The 21,012-nt window shown below is 60.0% G+C and carries 19 protein-coding genes; 6 read left to right on the top strand and 13 right to left on the bottom strand.

Annotation, left to right across the window (positions count from 1 at the left end):
- The first annotated feature begins 167 nt into the window (after window positions 1–167).
- Window positions 168–932, top strand: coding sequence for a type IV toxin-antitoxin system AbiEi family antitoxin (locus tag BUE92_RS11250; RefSeq protein ID WP_073523711.1), 765 nt, complete (start codon window positions 168–170; stop codon window positions 930–932).
- Between the two features lie 122 nt (window positions 933–1,054).
- Window positions 1,055–1,846, top strand: coding sequence for a nucleotidyl transferase AbiEii/AbiGii toxin family protein (locus BUE92_RS11245; protein WP_256673956.1), 792 nt, complete (start codon window positions 1,055–1,057; stop codon window positions 1,844–1,846).
- Window positions 1,847–1,903: 57 nt separating this feature from the next.
- On the opposite strand, the gene ycaC is transcribed toward BUE92_RS11245, so the two are convergent.
- The 10 genes from ycaC to exaC all read right to left on the bottom strand — a co-directional run bounded on the left by ycaC (window position 1,904) and on the right by exaC (window position 12,520).
- Window positions 1,904–2,536, bottom strand: a complete 633-nt coding sequence (gene ycaC, locus BUE92_RS11240) for an isochorismate family cysteine hydrolase YcaC (protein ID WP_069557506.1) — start codon at window positions 2,534–2,536, stop codon at window positions 1,904–1,906.
- Window positions 2,537–2,984: 448 nt separating this feature from the next.
- Window positions 2,985–3,755 (bottom strand): LexA family transcriptional regulator, encoded by a 771-nt coding sequence (locus BUE92_RS11230; RefSeq protein WP_073523710.1) that lies wholly within the window; start codon window positions 3,753–3,755, stop codon window positions 2,985–2,987.
- Between the two features lie 211 nt (window positions 3,756–3,966).
- Window positions 3,967–4,494 (bottom strand): inorganic diphosphatase, encoded by a 528-nt coding sequence (gene ppa / locus BUE92_RS11225; protein ID WP_003176323.1) that lies wholly within the window; start codon window positions 4,492–4,494, stop codon window positions 3,967–3,969.
- A gap of 109 nt (window positions 4,495–4,603) precedes the next feature.
- Complete coding sequence (locus BUE92_RS11220; RefSeq protein WP_073523709.1) at window positions 4,604–5,419, bottom strand: zinc-dependent peptidase; 816 nt, start codon at window positions 5,417–5,419, stop codon at window positions 4,604–4,606.
- A 6-nt stretch (window positions 5,420–5,425) separates the two neighbouring features.
- Complete coding sequence (locus BUE92_RS11215; protein ID WP_003194521.1) at window positions 5,426–6,082, bottom strand: DedA family protein; 657 nt, start codon at window positions 6,080–6,082, stop codon at window positions 5,426–5,428.
- Between the two features lie 322 nt (window positions 6,083–6,404).
- Window positions 6,405–6,863, bottom strand: a complete 459-nt coding sequence (locus BUE92_RS11210) for a GNAT family N-acetyltransferase (protein WP_014720105.1) — start codon at window positions 6,861–6,863, stop codon at window positions 6,405–6,407.
- An 89-nt stretch (window positions 6,864–6,952) separates the two neighbouring features.
- Window positions 6,953–7,789, bottom strand: a complete 837-nt coding sequence (gene eutC, locus BUE92_RS11205; protein WP_073523707.1) for an ethanolamine ammonia-lyase subunit EutC — start codon at window positions 7,787–7,789, stop codon at window positions 6,953–6,955.
- Window positions 7,786–9,180, bottom strand: coding sequence for an ethanolamine ammonia-lyase subunit EutB (locus BUE92_RS11200; protein ID WP_003194516.1), 1,395 nt, complete (start codon window positions 9,178–9,180; stop codon window positions 7,786–7,788). Before BUE92_RS11200 ends, eutC begins: the two co-directional genes overlap by 4 nt.
- A 63-nt stretch (window positions 9,181–9,243) precedes the next feature.
- The gene (eat, locus tag BUE92_RS11195) at window positions 9,244–10,677 is read right to left on the bottom strand and encodes an ethanolamine permease (RefSeq protein WP_073523705.1); all 1,434 of its coding nucleotides are present in this window, start codon (window positions 10,675–10,677) and stop codon (window positions 9,244–9,246) included.
- A gap of 322 nt (window positions 10,678–10,999) precedes the next feature.
- The gene (gene exaC, locus BUE92_RS11190) at window positions 11,000–12,520 is read right to left on the bottom strand and encodes an acetaldehyde dehydrogenase ExaC (protein ID WP_005791797.1); all 1,521 of its coding nucleotides are present in this window, start codon (window positions 12,518–12,520) and stop codon (window positions 11,000–11,002) included.
- Between the two features lie 272 nt (window positions 12,521–12,792).
- Between exaC and BUE92_RS11185 the strand changes: the two genes are divergently transcribed.
- The 4 genes from BUE92_RS11185 (at window position 12,793) to BUE92_RS11170 (ending at window position 17,171) form a co-directional block, all read left to right on the top strand.
- Entirely contained in the window at window positions 12,793–14,703 is a 1,911-nt protein-coding gene (locus tag BUE92_RS11185) for a sigma-54-dependent Fis family transcriptional regulator (protein ID WP_073523704.1), read from the top strand.
- A 212-nt stretch (window positions 14,704–14,915) separates the two neighbouring features.
- Window positions 14,916–16,265 (top strand): UDP-N-acetylmuramate:L-alanyl-gamma-D-glutamyl-meso-diaminopimelate ligase, encoded by a 1,350-nt coding sequence (mpl, locus tag BUE92_RS11180; protein WP_073523703.1) that lies wholly within the window; start codon window positions 14,916–14,918, stop codon window positions 16,263–16,265.
- Window positions 16,262–16,891: a flavin prenyltransferase UbiX gene (gene ubiX, locus BUE92_RS11175; RefSeq protein ID WP_032895136.1), complete on the top strand. Its 630-nt coding sequence runs from the start codon at window positions 16,262–16,264 to the stop codon at window positions 16,889–16,891. The genes mpl and ubiX overlap by 4 nt, the downstream gene beginning before the upstream one ends.
- Window positions 16,884–17,171: a YceK/YidQ family lipoprotein gene (locus BUE92_RS11170; RefSeq protein WP_073523702.1), complete on the top strand. Its 288-nt coding sequence runs from the start codon at window positions 16,884–16,886 to the stop codon at window positions 17,169–17,171. The genes ubiX and BUE92_RS11170 overlap by 8 nt, the downstream gene beginning before the upstream one ends.
- Before the next feature lie 643 nt (window positions 17,172–17,814).
- Here the strand turns inward: BUE92_RS11170 and BUE92_RS11160 are convergent.
- From BUE92_RS11160 to BUE92_RS11150, 3 genes are all read right to left on the bottom strand, one after another.
- Complete coding sequence (locus BUE92_RS11160) at window positions 17,815–18,456, bottom strand: oxidoreductase (RefSeq protein ID WP_073523701.1); 642 nt, start codon at window positions 18,454–18,456, stop codon at window positions 17,815–17,817.
- A 29-nt stretch (window positions 18,457–18,485) separates the two neighbouring features.
- Window positions 18,486–20,204, bottom strand: coding sequence for a C13 family peptidase (locus BUE92_RS11155; RefSeq protein WP_073523699.1), 1,719 nt, complete (start codon window positions 20,202–20,204; stop codon window positions 18,486–18,488).
- A 196-nt stretch (window positions 20,205–20,400) separates the two neighbouring features.
- Window positions 20,401–20,856, bottom strand: coding sequence for a MaoC family dehydratase (locus BUE92_RS11150; RefSeq protein ID WP_073523697.1), 456 nt, complete (start codon window positions 20,854–20,856; stop codon window positions 20,401–20,403).
- Between the last annotated feature and the right edge of the window lie 156 nt (window positions 20,857–21,012).

Raw genomic sequence — 21,012 nt, 5'->3', positions numbered from 1 at the left:
CCACGCTCCGCGTGGTAACGCATCCAGTGACGCTCCGCGTCACTGCACCTTGGTATTGAACGTACCCATTCACGGTTGCAATCAAAAGCTTCGCAAGGATAGTCACGCTCAACTTTTCCGTGGTTTAATATTTTTCATATAAATACCCTTATAGGGTGATATCTATCATGAAAATAAACCATCTTCTCGCTAATTGGCCATCGGGCTCCATTGCTACTCAAGCGTGGCTGCACGAGCACGGTGTTGGGCCGAGCCTCATCCAAAAGTATCAGCACACGGGCTGGGTAGAGCGTGTGGGGCATGGTGCGTGGAAACGCAGCGGCGACGATCTTGGCTGGCACGGCGGTGTCTTCGCGCTGCAACAAGATGCAACGGTGCAGATTTGGCCGGGTGGTGCGACGGCGTTGAGCCTGGCCGGTTACAGCCACTACCTGACCTTCGGAAAGCAGACAGTCGATCTGTTCGGCATACCAGAAGCCCTTCTACCAGGTTGGTTCCGCAAGCACGAATGGGAGGCCCAGGTAAATTTCTACCGAGGCGCACTCTTTGTGGAACTGGAAGATATGGCGTTACAAGTTTTCCAAGTGCCTTACCGTCAATTTGCGCTAAAAATCTCCACCCCGGAGCGTGCGGTGCTTGAGCTTATCCATCAAAGCGACGATGAAATGCTGTTCGGCGGTGTGACCGATGTATTGAGCGGTCTGGCCACACTCAGCCCCAAACGCCTGCAAAAACTGCTTGAAGCGTGCAACTCGATCCGCGTCAAACGCGTATTTCTTTTGCTGGCACGTAATGCGAACCATGCGTGGTATGGGCGAATAGATCGTTCCAGCATCGACATGGGTAAGGGCAAGCGGCAAATCATCCGGGGCGGTCGACTCGATAAAGAGTTCCTCATTACCGTTCCGGAGCGTTTTGCCAATGCCACTTGATCCACGTTATGCCGCTCAGGTTCGTCTGCTCGTGCAGGTCATTCCTTACGTAGCGGCAGAACGATGTTTCGCACTGAAAGGGGGGGACCGCCATTAACCTGTTTGTGCGGGACTTACCTCGGTTGTCGGTAGATCTAGACCTGGCGTATCTGCCCAACTCTGCCCGCCAGCAGGCACTGGCCGACGTTCGTCAGGCGTTGGAGCGCATTGCCGGTGCCATAGCACGAGGCCTCCCTTTGGGCATCGCGACCGTTCAAGCAAATCGAGATGATGAGCTTCGGATGCTCGTAAGAGACGCTCAGGCCCAAATTAAAATTGAGGTTTCGCCAGTGCTGCGCGGGACTGCCCTGCAGCCCCTGGAGCGTGACGTAGTGCCGTTGGTCGAGGATGAATTTGGGTTCGCCTCGATAGCGGTGGTGTCCTTGCCCGACCTCTACGGCGGTAAAATTTGCGCTGCACTGGATCGGCAACATCCAAGAGACCTTTTCGACGTGATGTTGATGCTTCGAGAAGAAGGGCTGACACGCGAAATTTTTGAAGGCTTCTTGGTGTATTTGATCAGTCATGGGCGGCCCATGGCTGAACTGCTTGCTCCACGGTGGAAGGCACTGGCGGACGTGTTTCAGGCTGAATTTGCTGGCATGACGCGAGCACCGGTCACTCTTGAAGAATTAGAGGTAACCAGAGAGGCTTTGCTGACTGCGATCCAGCAACAATTCTGCGAGCAGGATGCCGCCTTTCTGATTTCGCTAAAACAAGGAGAGCCTGACTGGGCGAAGTTGAATTTGCCTGGGATCGAAGAGTTGCCTGCGGTGCAATGGAAGCTGCATAACGTCAGGCGGATATCTACTGCGAAGCGAGTAGAAGCGGTGGCGAAACTGGAGGCGGTGGTTGGGCAATTGCTGGCTGGGTAAGCCGTGGCATGAAAAAGCCTGCTTCTCACAAGCAGGCTTGTCATACAGCATGGTTACTTACTTAGACTGGGCAGTCAGTGCCGCATACCCATTCATCAAATTGCGATAGTTAGGAATCCGCTGGGACAACAAATTCCCCAGCCCTTCGATATCGTTGCGCCAGTCGCGGTGCAACTCACACGCCACCGAGAACCAGTTCATCAACTGCGCACCGGCCTGCGTCATCCGGCTCCACGCCGCTTGCTGCACGGTGGTATTGAACGTGCCCGATGCGTCCGTCACTACAAACACTTCAAACCCTTCCGCCAGTGCCGACAACGTCGGGAACGCCACACACACATCCGTCACTACACCGGCAATGATGATCTGCTTACGACCCGTGGCCTTGATCGCCTTGACGAAATCCTCGTTGTCCCAGGCATTGATCTGACCAGGGCGAGCGATATACGGCGCGTCCGGGAACATCTCCTTCAACTCCGGCACCAGCGGGCCGTTAGGGCCTTGCTCGAAACTGGTGGTGAGGATGGTCGGCAAGTTGAAGAACTTGGCCAAGTCAGCCAGGGCCAGCACGTTGTTCTTGAACTCGTTGGGGGAGAAGTCCTGCACCAGGGAGATCAGGCCGGTCTGGTGGTCGACCAGCAGAACAATGGCGTCGTCTTTGTTCAAGCGGTTGTAGGTTGCAGTGCTCATGGTTGAATCCTTTTTTGTTTAGGTTGGTTGGGCGTTGCTTTCAACATGGGCACAGATTAATGGGTGGGTGACGGGGGATAAATCGGGTGGAAGGAGTCTTACTGTCAACTTAAAGTGGACAATGTTTGGGGCGTGATTTCAGGCCTCAGGCCGCTGCGCAGAACGGGAATGAATTATCCGCCTCAATGACATTGATTGAAGGGTGGGCCAGCAGCTGTTGGGTAATTGAACTGTGTTTTACGGGCATTAAAAAGCCGGCTTGTGGCCGGCTTCTCGGGGACTGCCTCAGCTTGTTTTTGACAAACCTCACCAGCCTTCAAATCGCTCAGCCCACATTGCGTCAGGCTGAATAGTAGGGGCATCCGCGGGAACTCCTCCGCTTCGCCAGCAGGGTGTCAGCTAAAAGCGACCCCTGCCAAATGTGCGGCGCATGATACCCACATTCACTTCAGTTGCCCACCTCCGGTTCCGATTGAGAGCCTTCCCAGCCCAGCAGGTGTTCATCCAGGGGGACGGGTGGGCGACGGTTGTTGAGGGTCGACCACCAGAATACCCAGCCGACGATCTTGAAGCTTTGTTCGAAGCGTTCCTCGTGGTTGAGGTATTCATCCGGGTGTTCGCTGGCGTTGTGGCTGCGCATGCGCAGGCCGCCGCCAGGGCGGTTGTAGAGGTATTTGATGCGCAGCATGCCGTCGTGTTCGACGGCGTAGATTTCGCCGTCGATGATTTGGGTGCGGCCTCGGTCGATGGCGAGGGTGGCCCCTTGTTGGATGATGTCGATCATGCTGTTGTCGACCATGTAGGCGCCTATCGCGCGGTCGGGGTTGACGTTGAGGGTTTGGAGGCTGTGCAGGGAGACGCGGATGCGTTCGGTTGAGGTGAAGGTGGGGTGGAGAGGGATCTCCACGTCGGTTTTTTCCGGGCGGCAGGCGGGGCCTGTGAGGTATTTGCCGGTGTCTTCGCGGGTGGTTGCAATCCTTGCGGTGGGGCCTTCCAACAGGTAGTTGGCGGGCGGGTGCTTGGGGCCCTTGCCGTCGCTTAACCAGCGACTTGAAACGCACAGCAATTCTGCGATCTCGTTGAGTCGGCCCATGGGGACGCCGCGTTTGAACCAGTTGTTCACGTGCTGAGGCGTGACGCCGCGGTTCTTGGCGAAGTCGGAGGCGGAAAGATGAACTTCCCGTAGTAGTGCTTTTAAACGATCACCTGATGTATTCATAAACGCAGAGTTTACTGGCCGGAAAGTCTAATCAAATAAACCATGCGTTGATTTGCGGTTGTAGGATTTGGCTTAGTTGTGGCTTGATCTTTCATGTATGCAACTTGGTTAAACGCTGCAACTAAACATTGAACTTGATGTTTAGTCTGGCCCATAAAAAAGCCCCGAATTAACGGGGCTTCTTATTTGCCGTGGCAATGAGGCGCGGGTATCAGCCTTTGTAGGCAGCAACCGACTTCATGATCTCGGCGCGGGCGGCGTCTGCGTTGCCCCAACCGTCGATCTTTACCCATTTGCCTTTTTCGAGGTCTTTGTAGTTCTCGAAGAAGTGCTTGATCTGTTCCAGCAGCAGTGGCGGCAGGTCGGTGTATTCCTTCACGTCCACATACAGCTGGGACAGCTTGTCGTGTGGCACTGCGATGACTTTGGCATCGCCGCCGCCGTCGTCGGTCATGTTCAGGATGCCGACTGGACGCGCGCGGATAACCGAGCCTGGGGTGACCGGGTAAGGGGTCACGACCAGCACGTCGAGGGGGTCACCGTCGTCAGCCAGGGTGTTGGGGATGAAACCGTAGTTGGCCGGGTAGAACATCGGGGTGGCCATGAAACGGTCAACGAACAGGCAGTCGCTGTCTTTGTCGATTTCGTATTTGATCGGCGCGTGGTTGGCCGGAATTTCGATGGCGACGTAGATGTCGTTCGGCAGGTCTTTGCCAGCCGGAATCTTGCTGTAGCTCATTGGGCGTTGCCCCCGTTAGTTGGCCATATGACATGGCCGGATTGGCCTAAAAGTGGCGGCGATTATAGGCATATTCTGACGCCGATGCCATGCGCCAAGCGTCGTACGGTCATTCGCCTTGTGGCTGATAACGTGGGTCGCTGGCTTGCAGTTGAGTCAGGCGGGCCAGGGGATCCTGGCGATAAAAGCGGCTGAGTTGGGCGTACACCTGTGGATAACTGTTGACCAGTAAATCCGGGGCGCTGAAGAAATACTCGCTGGTGACGGCAAAGAACTCCGCCGGGTTTTCCGCAGCGTAAGGGTCTATCTCGGTCTCGGCGTCCGGGTTGGCGTCCAACTGGCGGTTGAGATCATCGAAGGCGCCTTGCATGACGCTGGCCCAGTCCTGCACGCGCATGTCATGGTGCAGAGGCGGCAGGCCGTTGGCGTCGCCGTTGAGCATGTCCAGCTTGTGCGCCAGTTCGTGGATGACCAGGTTGTAGCCTTCCCATTGGCCGCTGGCGAGCACACCAGGCCAGGCGAGGATAACCGGGCCCTGTTGCCAGGCTTCGCCGCTGTGTTCGCCGTCCCATTCGTGCTCCACGCCACTGGCATCGCGATGGCGTTGCGGGCTGAGGAAGTCGTCGGGGTACAACACGATCTCATGGAAGCCCTGGTACCAGTCGAGGTCGCCCAGGTTCATCAGCGGCAATTGCGCCTGGGCGGCGAGCAGCAGGCGTTGTTCCTGGTGCAGTTCGACGCCGGGCAGGGCGGTGAGGTGTTTTTCGCTGAGGAACACCACGCAGGCTTCGCGCAGCCACTGGTCTTGCTCCGGCGTGATGCCGTCGAGGAAGGTCAGGTGGTGGCGCACCCGTTGCCAGCTGTCATCGGCAATCGGGTGCTTGGCCAGCAGGCGCCGGCGACGCCAGGCGCTGAGGGACCACACGGGCGGTCAGTGCGGGTTGGCTTCGGAGGACGTGCGGCCAAAGCGGCTGCGCACTACGCCAATAATCATCGGCACCAGGGACAGCAGGATGATGAACACCACCAACAGCGACAGGTTCTTCTTGATAAAAGGCACGTTGCCGAAGAAGTAACCCAAGGTCACCAGGCCACCGACCCACAGGATGGTGCCCAGTACGCTGAAGCCGAAGAAGCGCGGATACGGCATCTTGGCCACGCCCGCGACGAACGGCGCGAAGGTACGCAGGATCGGCAGAAAGCGCGCCAGGGTCACGGTCTTGCCGCCGTGCTTGTCGTAGAAGTCGTGGGTTTTTTGCAGGTAGTCGCGGCGGAAGATCTTGGAGTTCGGGTTGCTGAACAAGCGCTCGCCCGCCGTGCGTCCGATCACATAGTTGGTGCTGTCGCCGAGGATGGCCGCCAGCATCAGCAGGCCGGCAAGCAGCACTGGGTCCATACCGCCGCCGGCCGCTACGGCACCGGCGATAAACAGCAAGGAGTCGCCCGGCAGGAAGGGCATGACCACCAGGCCGGTTTCGCAAAAAATCACCAGGAACAGAATGGCGTAGATCCACGGACCGTAATTGGTTACCAGCATGTCGAGGTAGACGTCGAGATGCAGGATAAGGTCGAGCGGGTTGAAATCCATGGATGGCACCTGTGTGAAAGGCCCGGCTCAGCAGGCCAGTGCGGGGACGACGGGTAATAAGGCTACAAGTGTATGTCGTGGGTCTTACAACCTTGAGAGGTCCGCATTATACGGATTGAGAGGTGAAAAGCGTGTGGCTTTTGTAGCGGGGAGTGTCGTGAAAGTGTGAAGGAGTTGGGCTTCGTCTGAGTCACCGGATCAAGTGTGGGAGCTGGCTTGCCTGCGATAGCGGTGGGTCAGTATGAGAAATGCTCGCTGACACTCCGCCATCGCAGGCAAGCCAGCTCCCACAAGGATATTGCGGTGTCTGGCTGACTGGTTTTCAGTCTTCGTTGATCGGTAACACGTAGTTTTTGAATTCGGTGTCTTCGCGAAACCCAATCGACTCATAGGTCTTCTGCGCCACGTCGTTATCGCTGCTGGTCGATACCCGCAGCCGCACCGCGTGGGTGTCCTTGGCCATTTTCTTGGCCGTGCGCATCAGGTTGTCAGCCACCAGTTGCCGGCGCGCGTCCTCGGCCACATAGATGTCGTTGAGGATCCACACCCGCTTGAGCGACAGCGAAGAAAAGCTCGGGTACAGCTGGCAAAACCCCAGCAGCCGCTTGTCGTCATCGTCGGCCAGGGCCAGGTAGATCACCGATTCCTTGCGCCGCAGACGCTTTTCCAAAAAGGCCCGTGACGAGTCCGGGAACGGCAAGGCCCCGTAGAACTCGCGGTATTTGACGAACAACGGGGTCAACAGGTCCAGGTGTTCCAGGGTCGCTTGAGTAATCCGCATGCCAGGCCTCAACTTCCAAATGGGGTATGACCACACGAGCGGCCGTGACCCGATGCTGCCTAATGACGCCAAAAAGCGCAATCGTGCCGCTATCGGTCATCCGCCGGGCTGAGCAGGAAATTACCTTTCATCAGGTCCGGGTCGTCGGATTCGAGGGTCTGAACCTGTGCCTCATCCTTGAGATTGACTCCCGACAGTTGCCGACGACACGCCTCTCGCATCAAGTACAGCAGGCGATGGGCCGCCATGCCATAACTCAAGCCCTCCAGCCGCACATTGGAGATGCAGTTGCGATAGGCATCGGTGAGGCCGACCTTGGGGTTGTAGGTGAAATACAGGCCCAGGCTGTCCGGCGAGCTGAGCCCCGGCCGTTCGCCGATCAGGATCACCACCATCTTGGCGCCCAGTAGCTGCCCGATTTCATCGGCTACCGCCACGCGGCCTTGCTCCACCAGGATCACCGGTGACAAGGACCAGCCTTCGGCGTGGGTCTGTTCTTCCAGGCGCGCCAGAAACGGCGCTGTATGTTTATGCACGGCCAGTGCCGACAGGCCATCGGCCACCACGATGGCCAAGTCCACACCACCGGGCTGGGCCGAGGCGTAGTCGCGCAGTGTTTGTGCCGACTCATCACTCAGGCGTCGCCCAAGGTCCGGGCGTTGCAGGTAGATGTGCCGGTCCGTGGCGGCGCTGTGCAACAACAGGCTGTCTCGGCCACGTTCGGCCAGTTGGTGGCTGAGCCCGGCGTGATCGAAGGGCAGGTGCACCGCGTCCCGCGCCTGGGCGTGGGCAAACTGGAAGTCCAGTTGGGCGCTGGTGGGAAGGCTGGTGCCGGTGCGGCCCAGGGCAATACGCGCCGGGGTCAGGCGGCGCAGTTCCAGCCACGGGTTGTCAGGCAATTCTGGATGCACAGTCGGCTCCTTCATCCCAATTGCGCCAAGGCGTGACGAAAGGCCGGTGGCAGGCTGTTGCCAAAGTGCACCTTGCCATCGGCCTGCGTGAAGATGCCCATTTTCGCCAGCCACTGCTCGAACTCCGGCGCCGGCTTTAAACCCAATGTTTGCCGCGCGTACAGAGCGTCGTGGAACGAGGTGGTCTGGTAGTTGAGCATGATGTCGTCAGAGCCGGGGATGCCCATGATGAAGTTGATGCCGGCCACGCCGAGCAGGGTCAGCAGGGTGTCCATGTCGTCCTGGTCGGCTTCGGCGTGGTTGGTGTAGCAGATGTCGCAACCCATGGGTACGCCGAGCAGCTTGCCGCAGAAGTGGTCTTCCAGGCCGGCGCGGATAATCTGCTTGCCGTTGTACAGGTACTCCGGGCCGATAAAACCGACCACGGTGTTCACCAGAAACGGCTTGAAGTGCCGCGCCACGGCGTAGGCACGGGTTTCACAGGTTTGCTGGTCGACGCCAAAGTGCGCATTGGCCGACAAGGCGCTGCCCTGGCCGGTTTCGAAGTACATCAGGTTCTGGCCCAGGGTGCCGCGCTTGAGGCTTAAGCCCGCGTCGTAACCTTCCTGCAGCACGTTCAGGTTGATCCCGAAACTGGCATTGGCCGCTTCGGTACCGGCAATTGACTGAAACACCAGGTCCAGCGGTACGCCGCGGTTGATCGCTTCGATGGAGGTGGTGACGTGGGTCAGCACGCAGGCCTGGGTGGGGATTTCGTAGCGCTGGATGATCGCGTCCAGCATCTCGAGCATGGCGCAGATTGAGGCGATGCTGTCGGTGGCCGGGTTGATACCGATCATTGCGTCGCCGTTGCCGTAGAGCAGGCCGTCAAGAATGCTCGCGGCGATGCCGGCCGGTTCATCGGTGGGGTGGTTGGGCTGCAAGCGCGTGGACAAGCGCCCGCGCAGGCCCAGGGTGCCGCGAAACTGGGTGACCACGCGGATCTTCTGCGCCACCAGCACCAAGTCTTGCACGCGCATGATCTTGGACACGGCCGCGGCCATTTCCGGTGTCAGCCCTGGCGCCAATGCGCGTAGGGCCTGTTCATCGGCCGCGTCGCTGAGCAGCCAGTCGCGCAGGCCGCCGACGGTGAGGTGGCTGACCGCTGCAAACGCCTGTTTATCGTGGGTGTCGATGATCAGCCGGGTGACTTCATCGCTTTCATAAGGAATCAGTGCTTCCTGCAGGAAGTGTTTGAGCGGGATATTCGCCAGCGCCATCTGCGCCGCCACACGTTCGCCGTCATTCTGGGCGGCGACACCGGCGAGGAAGTCCCCGGAGCGTGCGGGGCTGGCCTTGGCCATCACGTCCTTGAGGCTGTCGAAGCGGTAGGTTTGAGCACCCACCGCGTGGGAAAAGCTTGCCATACAGTGTCTCCTTGATGACGCGGGCCTGCTGTGGGCAAGGCGCCGCGTCGAGGTTTTCGGCAGTTAGTGCAGGGCGGCCTCTGCGGCCTGGATCGCCGCGAATTCCTCTTCCGGCGTGCCTGCTACCAAGTGATGCCGGCTGTAGAAAGCAAAGTAAGCAATTAATACTCCATAGATGATCGCCGCGCCAATCACCACGCGCGGGTCCACCAGAAAGCCCGCCACCACGGCCACGCAAGCCAGTACCAGCGCCACGCCTGAGGTGAAGATGCCCCCCGGCGTGCGGTATGGCCGCTCCATTTTAGGGCGACGGATGCGCAGGGTGATGTGGGCGGCCATCATCAACACGTAGGAAATGGTGGCGCCAAACACCGCTACCAGGATCAGCAAGTCACCCTGGCCGGTCAGCGACAGGCCAAACCCGATAATCCCGGGGATCACCAGTGCCAATACTGGCGCCTTGCTCTTGTTGGTCTCGGACAATTTGCGCGGCAGGTAACCGGCACGGGACAAGGCAAAGATCTGCCGCGAATAGGCGTAGATAATCGAGAAAAAGCTCGCGATCAAACCGGCCAGGCCGACCAGGTTGACGAAGCTGCCCATCCAGGTGGAACCGCCGTAGGACAACGCCAAGGCTTCAACCAGCGGGTTGCCGGATTTGATCAGCGCGTAAGTCCCCGCTCCGCCCGGCGCGATCACCAGGATCAACAGGGCAAAACTGGTCAGCACCACAATCGCGCCAATCAGTCCGCGCGGCAGGTCGCGCTTGGGATTCTTGGTTTCTTCAGCCGCCAGGGGCACGCCTTCCACCGCCAGGAAAAACCAGATGGCATAAGGAATCGCCGCCCACACGCCGACGTAGCCGAACGGCAGGAAGCTGCTCGCGCCCTTGGCCTCGGTCATCGGAATATCCAGCAGGTTGGCGACGTTGAAGTGCGGCACCATCGACACCAGGAACACGCCCAGGGCAATCGCGGCGACGGCGGTGATCACAAACATCAGCTTCAAGGCTTCACCCACACCAAAGATGTGGATGCCGATAAAGATGATGTAGAACGCCAGGTAAATCATCCAGCCGCCAATCCCGAACAGCGACTCGCAATAGGCGCCGATAAACACCGCGATGGCGGCGGGAGCGATGGCGTATTCGATAAGGATGGCAGTGCCAGTGAGGAACCCGCCCCAGGGGCCAAAGGCACTGCGGGCAAAACCGTAGCCACCGCCGGCAGTGGGGATCATCGAAGACAACTCGGCCAGGGAAAAGCACATGCACAGGTACATGGTGGCCATCAGCAAAGTGGCGAGGAACATGCCGCCCCAGCCGCCCTGGGCCAGGCCGAAGTTCCAGCCGGCGTAATCGCCGGAAATAACATAGGCGACGCCAAGGCCAACCAGTAGTACCCAGCCGGCGGCGCCTTTTTTCAGTTCGCGTTGTTGAAAATAATCGGTGCCGACTTTTTCGAAGTCGACAGAAGAACCAGTGGGTTCGCTAGGCATGGGAAGTACCTTCCATTCTTATTGTTTTTGACTCGGCGTCTTTGTGCCGAACGAGGTAGCAATTGCTTGTGATATCAAATGTGGGAGCTGGCAAGCCATAATGCCAGTCAGTTAAGCGGTCATCGCCTTCTGTAGGAGCGAGCTTGCTCGCGAAAAACGTCAACGATAACGCGTGCTTGCTGAATGAACGCGGCGCCTTTGAGTTTTTCGCGAGCAAGCTCGCTCCTACAAAAAAGCCTTAACTGACTGGCATTAAGGCAAGCCAGCTCCCACACCTGGTTGCATTTCAAGTTGGGAGCGGGTTGCTTGCTACAAGGCTAAGTTAGAAAAAGCCCAACGGATTAATGTCGTAGCTCACCAGCAAGTTCTTGGTCTGCTGGTAGTGATCCAACATCATTTTGTGGGTTTCACGGCCCACGCCAGACTTCTTGTAACCGCCAAACGCGGCATGCGCCGGGTACAGGTGGTAGCAGTTGGTCCACACGCGACCGGCCTTGATCGCCCGGCCCATGCGGTAGGCGCGGTTGATGTCGCGGGTCCACAGACCGGCGCCCAGGCCGAACTCGGTGTCGTTGGCAATTGCCAGGGCTTCGGCTTCGTCCTTGAAGGTGGTGATGCTCACCACCGGGCCGAAGATTTCTTCCTGGAACACGCGCATGTCGTTGGTGCCCTTGAGCAGGGTCGGCTGGATGTAATAACCGGTGGCCAGGTCGCCCGTGAGCTTCTCGACCTTGCCGCCCGTGAGCAATTGCGCGCCTTCGCCCTTGGCGATTTCCAGGTAGGACAGGATCTTGTCGAACTGCTGCTCGGACGCTTGGGCGCCGACCATGGTGTCGGTGTCCAGCGGGTCGCCACGCTTGATCGACTCGACCTTCTTCATCACCACTTTCATGAAGTCGTCGTAGATCGACTCTTCCACCAGAGCGCGGGAAGGGCAGGTGCACACTTCGCCCTGGTTGAAGAACGCCAGCACCAGGCCTTCGGCGGCTTTTTCGATAAATGCAGGTTCGGCTTTCATGATGTCGGCGAAGAAGATGTTCGGCGACTTGCCGCCCAGCTCGACCGTGGACGGAATGATGTTCTCGGCCGCGGCATGCATGATGTGCGAGCCCACAGGTGTTGAACCGGTAAAGGCGATCTTGGCGATGCGCTTGCTGGTGGCAAGGGCTTCGCCAGCTTCCTTGCCGAAACCGTGCACCACGTTCAGCACGCCCGGTGGCAGCAAGTCGCCGATCAGCTCCATCAGCACGCTGATGCCCAGCGGCGTTTGCTCGGCGGGCTTGAGCACCACGCAGTTACCGGCGGCCAGGGCCGGTGCGAGTTTCCACGCGGCCATCAGCAGCGGGAAGTTCCACGGGATGATCTGGCCGACCACGCCCAGCGGCTCGTGGAAGTGATAGGCGGCGGTGAGTTCGTTGATTTCCGCGCTGCTGCCTTCCTGGGCGCGGATGCAGCCGGCGAAGTAGCGGAAGTGGTCGGCGGCCAGGGGGATGTCGGCGTTGAGGGTTTCACGCACGGCCTTGCCGTTGTCCCAGGTTTCGGTGATGGCCAGCAGTTCGAGGTTTTGCTCGATACGGTCGGCAATCTTCAGCAGGACCAGCGAGCGGTCCTGGGCCGAGGTTTTGCCCCAGGCATCGGCGGCTGCGTGGGCGGCGTCCAGCGCCTTGTCGATGTCTTTGGCGGTGGAGCGCGGGAAGTCGGCAATCGGCTTGCCGTTGACCGGCGAGGTGTTGGAGAAATAGTTGCCATCGACCGGAGCCACGAATTCGCCGCCGATGTAGTTACCGTACTTGGCCTTGAACGAAACGATGGCGCCTTCAGTACCGGGGTGTGCATAACGCATGGTGGGCATCTCCTGCTTTTATGTTTATTGGAGTACAGCGCTGCGAGCGCGTTATAAAGCGTAGAGCAAAGGTTGGGCCATCGCCGTGCGGGCCAGCAGAATCAAGAGGTTGGGCTTTGTTGCAAGGCTTTGCCGTGACGGGAGTGATACAGGCAAGGTGACAGTTTGTGCCACAAACGGTACAGCCTGTGACCGGTGGGGCGGGCCGGGATTGCAATGGCCGGATGGCTGGGGGATGCTGGGCGTTCTCACGCAGGGAGAATAATAAGAACATGCATAACGATCATTTCAGTCGCCATGCCCAGCAAGTCTTGACCGTCACCCGTGGCCAAGAGCTTTCCCAAGGGCCTGGCAGCGACCCGTCCATAGCCCGTTCCTGGCTGCGCTGCGTGGAGGATTACCACCTCGACCCGGCGCTGACCATCGCGCCCACCGTGCTCGAGCACGGGCGCCTGCTGGAAAGTCGCGAACGCCTGCGCCAAGTGCTGCACATCGCCGGCAGCGAAATGAACAGCCTGCACCAGCAACTCTCCGGCGCCGGTCATGCGGTGCTGCTCACCGATGCGCGGGGGGTGATCCTCAACTGTGTCACCGCGCCGTCCGAGCGCAAGATCTTCGAGCGTGCCGGCTTATGGCTGGGCGCTGACTGGAGCGAAGCCTGCGAAGGCACCAACGGCATCGGCACCTGCCTGGTGGAACGGCAGTCGTTGACGATCCACCGTGACGAGCATTTTCGCGGCCGTCATACCGGGCTGACCTGTTCGGCGAGCCCCGTGTTCGATCCTCATGGTGAATTGCTGGCGGTGCTGGATGTGTCCTCGGCCCGCGAAGCCGTGTCGCGCCAGAGCCAGTTCCACACCATGGCGCTGGTGAACCTGTCGGCCAAGATGATCGAAAGTTGCTACTTCCTGCGCCACTTCGAACACCACTGGCTGTTGCGTTTCCATCTGCAGGCCGAGTCGGTCGGGTTATTCAGCGAAGGCTTGCTGGCGTTCGATGGTGAAGGGCGCATTTGTGCGGTCAACCAGAGCGCTCTGAACCTGTTGGGGCAGCTACGCGGCGGCTTGGTGGGCCAGCCGGTGGAAGCCTTTTTCGACTGCTCCCTGGATCAGTTGCTGGGTCGGGCCAGCGCAAATGCCACGGCCAGTTGGCCGCTGCGCACCCGCGATGGTCGGCCTCTGTTTGCAGCGCTGCGAGGCCAGCCGCGCAGTGTGCCGGTGCCCGTCATCAAGCCGCAGGCGCCACGGCCTTTGGGTATCTGCGTGGGCGACCCGGCGTTGCAAAATGAGCTACGCAAGGCCTCGCGAGTGTTCGAGCGCGATGTGCCTTTGCTGATCAACGGCGAAACCGGCTGCGGTAAAGAAGCCTTCGCCAAGGCCGTGCACCAGGCTAGCCAGCGGGGCGATAAGGCCTTTGTTGCGCTGAACTGTGCGGCGATTCCAGAAAACCTGATCGAGAGCGAATTATTTGGCTATCGCGCCGGCAGTTTCACCGGCGCGCTTAAAGAAGGCATGCGCGGCAAGCTGCAACAGGCCGACGGCGGCACGCTGTTTCTCGATGAAATCGGCGACATGCCCCTGGCGTTGCAAACCCGCCTGTTACGGGTACTGGAGGATCGCCTGGTGGTGCCTATCGGCGGCGAACCTCAAGCGGTGAACGTGCGCATCATCAGCGCCACGCACCGTAATTTGCTAGAGCGCGTGGCCGATGGCAGCTTTCGCGAAGACCTGTATTACCGCTTGAACGGCTTGGAAGTGGCCCTGCCGCCGTTGCGCGAACGCAGTGACAAGTCGCAACTGTTGGACTTCCTCCTGGCCCAGGAAGCGGGCACCGAGCAGGTGATGCTGGACGAACCTGCGCGCCGAGCCTTGTTAGCATTCCAATGGCCCGGCAACCTGCGGCAGTTGCGTACGGTGTTGCGTACGGTAGTGGCGCTCTGTGAGGGCGGGCGAGTCGGTCTTGAAGACTTGCCGGCACTGATTCGCCAAGCGCAGCCGCAAGGGGCGAGGGTGGATGCGCCGTGCGCCTCGCCGCTGGAGAACGCCGAGCGCCAGGCATTGCTCAACGCGTTGGCGCAGCAGCGCTGGCATATGAGCCATGTGGCTGAACAGTTGGGGGTCAGTCGCAATACGCTGTACCGCAAGTTACGCAAACATGGCATTTCACGGGACGCCATGCAGTAAGGGGCGCTGTCGGAGTAACTTGGTTATTGCGAACTGCTCGTTTTTTGTCTCACGCGCTACCTTGAAAGACGCTGAGCTTAAAAACGCCGGCAGCACGGTTCAAGACCTCCCTTGTGCCCGTCGGATCCTACCGGCGAGCGTTTCGCGCTCAGCTAAAGCGTGCGAACTTTTCCACCCTACGCTAACCTGCCTCGATGTTTACGAGGTCGACTATGCACATTCATATTCTGGGTATCTGCGGTACGTTCATGGGCTCGATGGCGGTTCTGGCCAAAGAGCTGGGCCATCACGTAACAGGCTCCGATGCCAATGTTTATCCACCCATGAGCACGCAGCTACAGGCGCAAGGGATTGAGCTGACCCAAGGTTACGATCCTTCGCAATTCGACCCGGTGCCGGACCTGGTCGTCATCGGCAACGCCATGTCTCGGGGAAACCCGGCGGTGGAATACGTACTGAACAAAGGCTTGCCTTACGTCTCCGGCCCTCAGTGGCTGGCTGACCATGTGCTGCAGGGCCGTTGGGTCCTGGCAGTGGCCGGCACTCACGGCAAGACCACCACCAGCAGCATGCTGGCCTGGGTACTGGAGCATGCGGGCATGAGCCCGGGCTTCCTGATTGGCGGTGTGCCGCAGAACTTCTCGGTGTCGGCGCGCCTGGGGGAGACGCCGTTTTTTGTGATCGAGGCCGATGAGTACGACAGCGCCTTTTTCGACAAGCGCTCCAAGTTCGTCCATTACCGCCCACGCACGGCGATCCTGAATAACCTTGAGTTCGATCACGCGGATATCTTTCCAGATCTGCCGGCGATTGAGCGCCAGTTCCACCACTTGGTTCGCACTATCCCAAGTGAGGGCCTTGTCATTCATCCCACCACCGAGCCTGCGTTGCAGCGTGTGATCGACATGGGCTGCTGGACGCCGGTGCAAACTACCGGCGCGGGCGGGCAGTGGCAGGCGAGGTTGCTCAGCGAAGACGGTTCGCGGTTTGAAGTGCTGTTTGAAGGCCAGGCCCAAGGCATCGTCGATTGGGGCATGACCGGCCAACACAACGTGGCCAACGCCTTGGTGAGCCTGGCTGCCGCCCGGCATGTTGGCGTGGTGCCAGCCATGGGCATTGCCGCCTTGAGCGCGTTCAAGAGTGTGAAGCGGCGCATGGAGAAAGTCGCTGAAGTAAATGGAATTACCATCTACGACGACTTTGCCCACCACCCGACCGCAATTGCCACCACCCTGGATGGCCTGCGCAAGCGCGTCGGCGATGCGCAGATTATTGCCATCGTCGAGCCGCGCTCCAACTCCATGAAGCTGGGCGCGCACCGTGATGGCCTGCCCGAGAGCGTCAACGATGCCGACCAGGTGGTGTGGTATGCGCCGGCCAACCTCGGCTGGGATCTGCCCGCGATTGCTGCGCTATGCACCGTGCCCTCCACAGTCTGCGATTCGTTGGAAGGCATCATTGAGCATGTGAGATCCTTGGCCCAGCCCGGCACCCACGTGGTGGTCATGAGCAACGGCGGCTTTGGCGGCCTGCACGGCAAGCTGGCCGAGGCACTGAAATGAGCGGGCCGGAACGCATCACCCTGGCGATGACTGGCGCATCCGGTGCGCCCTATGGCCTGCGCCTGCTCGACTGCCTGGTGCGTGAAGACCGTGAGGTGCATTTTCTGATCTCCAAGGCGGCGCAATTGGTGCTGGCGACTGAGACCGATGTCGCTCTGCCTTCCAAGGTGCAGATGATGCAGGCATTCCTCACCGAGTACACCGGCGCAGCGGCGGGGCAGATCAAGGTCTACGGCAAAGAGGACTGGATGTCACCGGTAGCCTCAGGCTCCGGTGCGCCAGCGGCGATGGTGGTGGTGCCGTGTTCTACCGGTACCTTGTCGGCGATTGCCACGGGCGCCTGCAACAACCTGATCGAACGGGCGGCGGATGTGACCTTGAAGGAGCGCCGCCAGTTGATTCTGGTGCCGCGCGAAGCGCCGTATTCGAGTATTCATCTGGAGCACATGCTCAAGTTGTCGAACATGGGCGTGACTATTCTGCCCGCGTCGCCAGGCTTCTATCACCAGCCGCAGACCATCGATGACCTGGTGGACTTTGTGGTGGCGCGCATTCTCAACCTGTTGAACATTCCTCAGGACATGCTGCCGCGTTGGGGCGAGCACCATCTGGGCGGCGATGAATAAAGCACTGCTGCTGCTGTTGATGGCGCTGCAACTCGCCGGCTGTGCCACCGCGCGCACGCTGGATGCCGCGCAACCGGGTGCCCCGGTGGTGTATGCCGGCACACGCCTGGATCTGTACGCAATCAATGGCGGCTGCTGCGCCAAGGACCGCTTTGGTGCCGAGGCCCCGAGCTATCCCCATCTCGACCTGCCGGCCAGCGCGTTGCTCGATACCTTGTTGTTGCCACTGTCGGTGTTGACGGTGCTGGGGGTGGGCTTCAACGCGACGGGTGGGCTGTAGATAGTAGTTGTCTGGGCCGGCCGCATCGCGGGCAAGCCCGGCTCCCACAGGGGGATCGCATTCCAAATATCAGGACTGCAGTCCATCCCCACAGGGGGATTGCATTCCAGATATGAGGGCTGCAGTCCATTCCTACAGGGGAATGCATTCCAAATGTGGGAGCTGGCTTGTCGGGTCGCCGCATCGCTGCGAAGGCGGCCTTAAAGCCGACCAGGATCTCGGGTCAGACCGCGTACATATCCGTTCCTGCGGTAATGGCTGCTATTGGTTCCGCTTTTACAGCGGGTCACTTTTGAAAAGAGCCGGAATGCCGGCCCAGCCAAAAGTAACCAAAAGGCTCTTGCCCCACCACTCGGCACCTCGCCCAGGCTCGGTGTACCCGTAATCCGCCAGTGATTTGGGGGGCCGCCGCCACGCGCCATCCATGGCGCGGGGCGGCTAAACCGGCATCCCTGCCGGTTTACCCCCCAAATCCCTGTCGAATTCCGGCCAGCGTGGTTTAACGGGGCGCCTGAGATCAAAAGCAGATCAAGATCAAGATCAAGAGCGGCTCGCTTCGCATCGTGGTTACCGTCGGCGGCTACAGCCTACAAAGTTGTGTGGATACCTATGCTGCGATGAGGCCAGTACCAGCCCTGCCTCATTACTTGCCGAGCTTGCGCAACTCGTCCGACTCCACCACCCGCACGCCATCCTGTTCTTCCAGCGCCAGGCGCCACATGGCGCGGGCCAGTTCGCAGACTTCAATACCGTGGTACTTACCGGGAATCAGCCGTGACAGCGGCCCGGCCAGCTGCTCGGCCAGGCGCGGTTCCAGCCGCTCCCCGAGCAGCAGCGATGGACGTACGATGGTCAACTGCGGCCAGTCTTGCGCTTTCAGCGCCAGTTCCATTTCCCCCTTGACCCGGTTGTAGAACACCGAGGATTTCGGGTCGGCGCCAATCGCACTGATCACGATCAGATGCCGCGCGCCCAGTTCCCGCGCGCGCTTGGCGAAGGCCACCACCATGTCCAGGTCGACCGCACGGAACGCCGCTTCCGAGCCGGCCTTTTTGATCGTGGTGCCCAGGCAGCAGAAGGCAATATCCACGCGGCCGCTCAGTTGCGGCAGGAACACCGCCGGGTCGCCCACCGGGTTTTCCAGGCGTGGATGTTCAGCCAAGGGTTTGCGGCTGGGTGCCAGCACGCGGGTCACGGTGGGTTCGTTGAGCAGGCGGTCGAGCAGGTGTTCGCCAGTGAGGCCGGAAGCCCCGGCCAGCAAGATATGCTGCGGTGTCAGGTACATGGTGTTTCCCCCTTGTTACACGTTACAGCTTAGTTGCCTTTGGCTTCCTTGCTATTCATTGAGACGCTTTCGAGCGCCTTTCGTGCCTGCTGTTTGCGTAATAATTGCCAATGGGCGATCACGCCTTTAGGGGCCCAGATCTGCGGTTCGGAGGCTTCGAAATTGTCCGCCTGTTCGCGTTCGGCCACGTGCAGTTGTGCCAGTTTGAAGGCGTGTTGCAAATCGTCCGTCTGGTTGAAAGCTTGTGCGAAAAGGGCATCACCGAAGTATGTAAAGTCTGCTTCTTCCGAGCAGCCGAATGACACGCGGTCTGCACGGGAGGCGGTCATGATCAGGGTGCGCTCATCTTTGAGCGCCGGTATGAAGCCGCCGGAGTAACATGCGGAGATCACGATGACCTTGTCGCGGTTTTTCAGCGGTGCGAGCACGGCGGCCAGCTCGTCGGCGGGCAGGTCGGCCAGTTCCATGCGCGGTTGGTCGAGCACCAGCTCATGCTCATGGGTGCCATGGCTGGTCATGTAAATGAACACCAGGTCTTCCGGCCCGGTCCGTTCGGCCAGGGTTTGCACCGAGCGGCGCAGGCTTTCACGGGTGGCCAGGGGGCGGTCGGCGATATGGTCGCGGTGATTGACCAGGCGCACCTGCCCGCGCGCGCCGAAGCGGGTGGCGAGCAGGTTGCTGACGTAATCGGCCTCGCGCAGGAACACGCTTTGCTTGCCGTCGCCCGCCAGCACCAAGGTGTACAGCTCGACGGCCGAAGTGGACGCGGGCACTGTCGCCAGGGCGTCATCGAGCAAGCGGCCTTGAGCCAGTATGCCGGTCTCCAGAGGGTCGGGCAGCAGCTTGCCCTCGGCATCGCGCACGCGCAGGCCGTTGACCCACGTGCCGGACTGCACGGTGCCGTCGGTGAGTACCAGCGTGCCACGGCCTTGATAGTTGTCGCTGTCGAAGCCACCGATATAGAAACTGCCATCGGTGAGGTTCAGGCGCCCTTCGCCGGTAAAGCGCCAGTCACTGAACTGGCCGACATAGTGGCTGCCATCGACCCCGATCAATTCGCCTTTGCCGGTCAGCGCGCCTTCCTTGAACTGGCCGATCCACACATCGCCGTCGGCGTTCTCGTAGCGACCTTTGCCATTGAGCTGGTTCTGTTTGAACTGGCCGACATAGATATCGCCTTCGGCGCTATTGAAAGTGCCATTGCCTTCCAGTTGGCCGTCGACAAAGCGGCCGCTGAACTGGTTGCCGCTGTCGTCATTGCGCTGGCCTTCGCCATTGGGCTTGCCGTGGGCGAACTGGCCCTGGTACTGGCTGCCGTCGGCCAGTTCCAGGCGGCCGAGGCCTGAGTACTGGTCGTCCTGGAATTCGCCGCGATAAGTCATCTGCCCTTCTTTGAGGGTGCCTTCGCCGTTGCGTCGACCGTTCTTGAAACCGCCCACGTAGCTGCTGCCCGAGGTGGTCAGGCTACCCTGGCCATCAAACAGGCCCTGCTTGAATTCGCCTTTATAGACTTCGCCATTGCTGCCATGCCATTCGCCCTGGCCGTGCCACTGGCCTTTGTCGAACTGGCCGGCGTACCAACTGCCATTGGGGTAGTCCACACGACCTTGGCCTTGCAGCAAACCGTTGACCACATCGCCACGGTAACGGCCGCCATCGGGCAGGCGCGCATCGGGCGGCAACAGCGATTCGCCGTCTCCGCAAGCGGTGAGCAACAGGGCAAGGGCAAGAGGAGCGAGTGGGCGCATAGCGGGATCCGGATAATTGAGCGCCGAGTATGCCGTAGCCGGGGTGCCGAACCTAGTGGTCTGTGTGCAGGACCTACCACCTGTAGGAGCGGGCTTGCCCGCGAAAAACTCACAGGCGCCGCTTTTATTCAGAATGAACGCGTAATCGTTGACGACCTTCGCGAGCAAGCTCGCTCCTACAGTGGGGTGGCGATGATTATACGAAGCAGAGTGACAGCGACTCGGCAATGTAGGCCGGCTTCTCCTGGCCTTCGATTTCCAGGGTGGCGGTGGCCTTGAACAGCCATTGGCCCGGCTTTTTCTCGGTGACGTCAGTGAGGGTGACGTTCAGGCGCACCTTGGCGTTCACTTTCACCGGCTGGATAAAGCGCACGCTGTCCAGGCCGTAGTTGACGGCCATCTTCAGGCCTTCGGGCATGATCAGGATGTCTTCCATCAGCTTGGGCATCAGCGACAGCGACAGGAACCCGTGGGCGATGGTGCTGCCGAACGGGGTCTGCGCCGCCTTGACCGGGTCGACGTGGATGAACTGATGATCGCCGGTGGCTTCCGCGAACAGGTTGATACGCGCCTGGTCGATGGTGAGCCATTCGGAACGTCCCAGTTCCTTGCCGACATAATCTTTGAGCTGCGCTACGGGTACATAGGGCATTGCGTCTCTCCTTGGTTCATCATTTTTGCCCATGGTTAAGGGGCGTTTTTATGGGTTACAGAGAACCAATGTAGATCATCATGGGCAATCAGCCCGGTCAACCCAACATGCTTTTGGCGAATGCCGGAGCATAGGGCGGGCATGCTTATAATGCGC

The organism is Pseudomonas fluorescens (assembly GCF_001902145.1).
Classification (GTDB): Bacteria; Pseudomonadota; Gammaproteobacteria; order Pseudomonadales; family Pseudomonadaceae; genus Aquipseudomonas; species Aquipseudomonas fluorescens_BV.
This window is presented reverse-complemented; position numbering and strand designations above follow the sequence as displayed.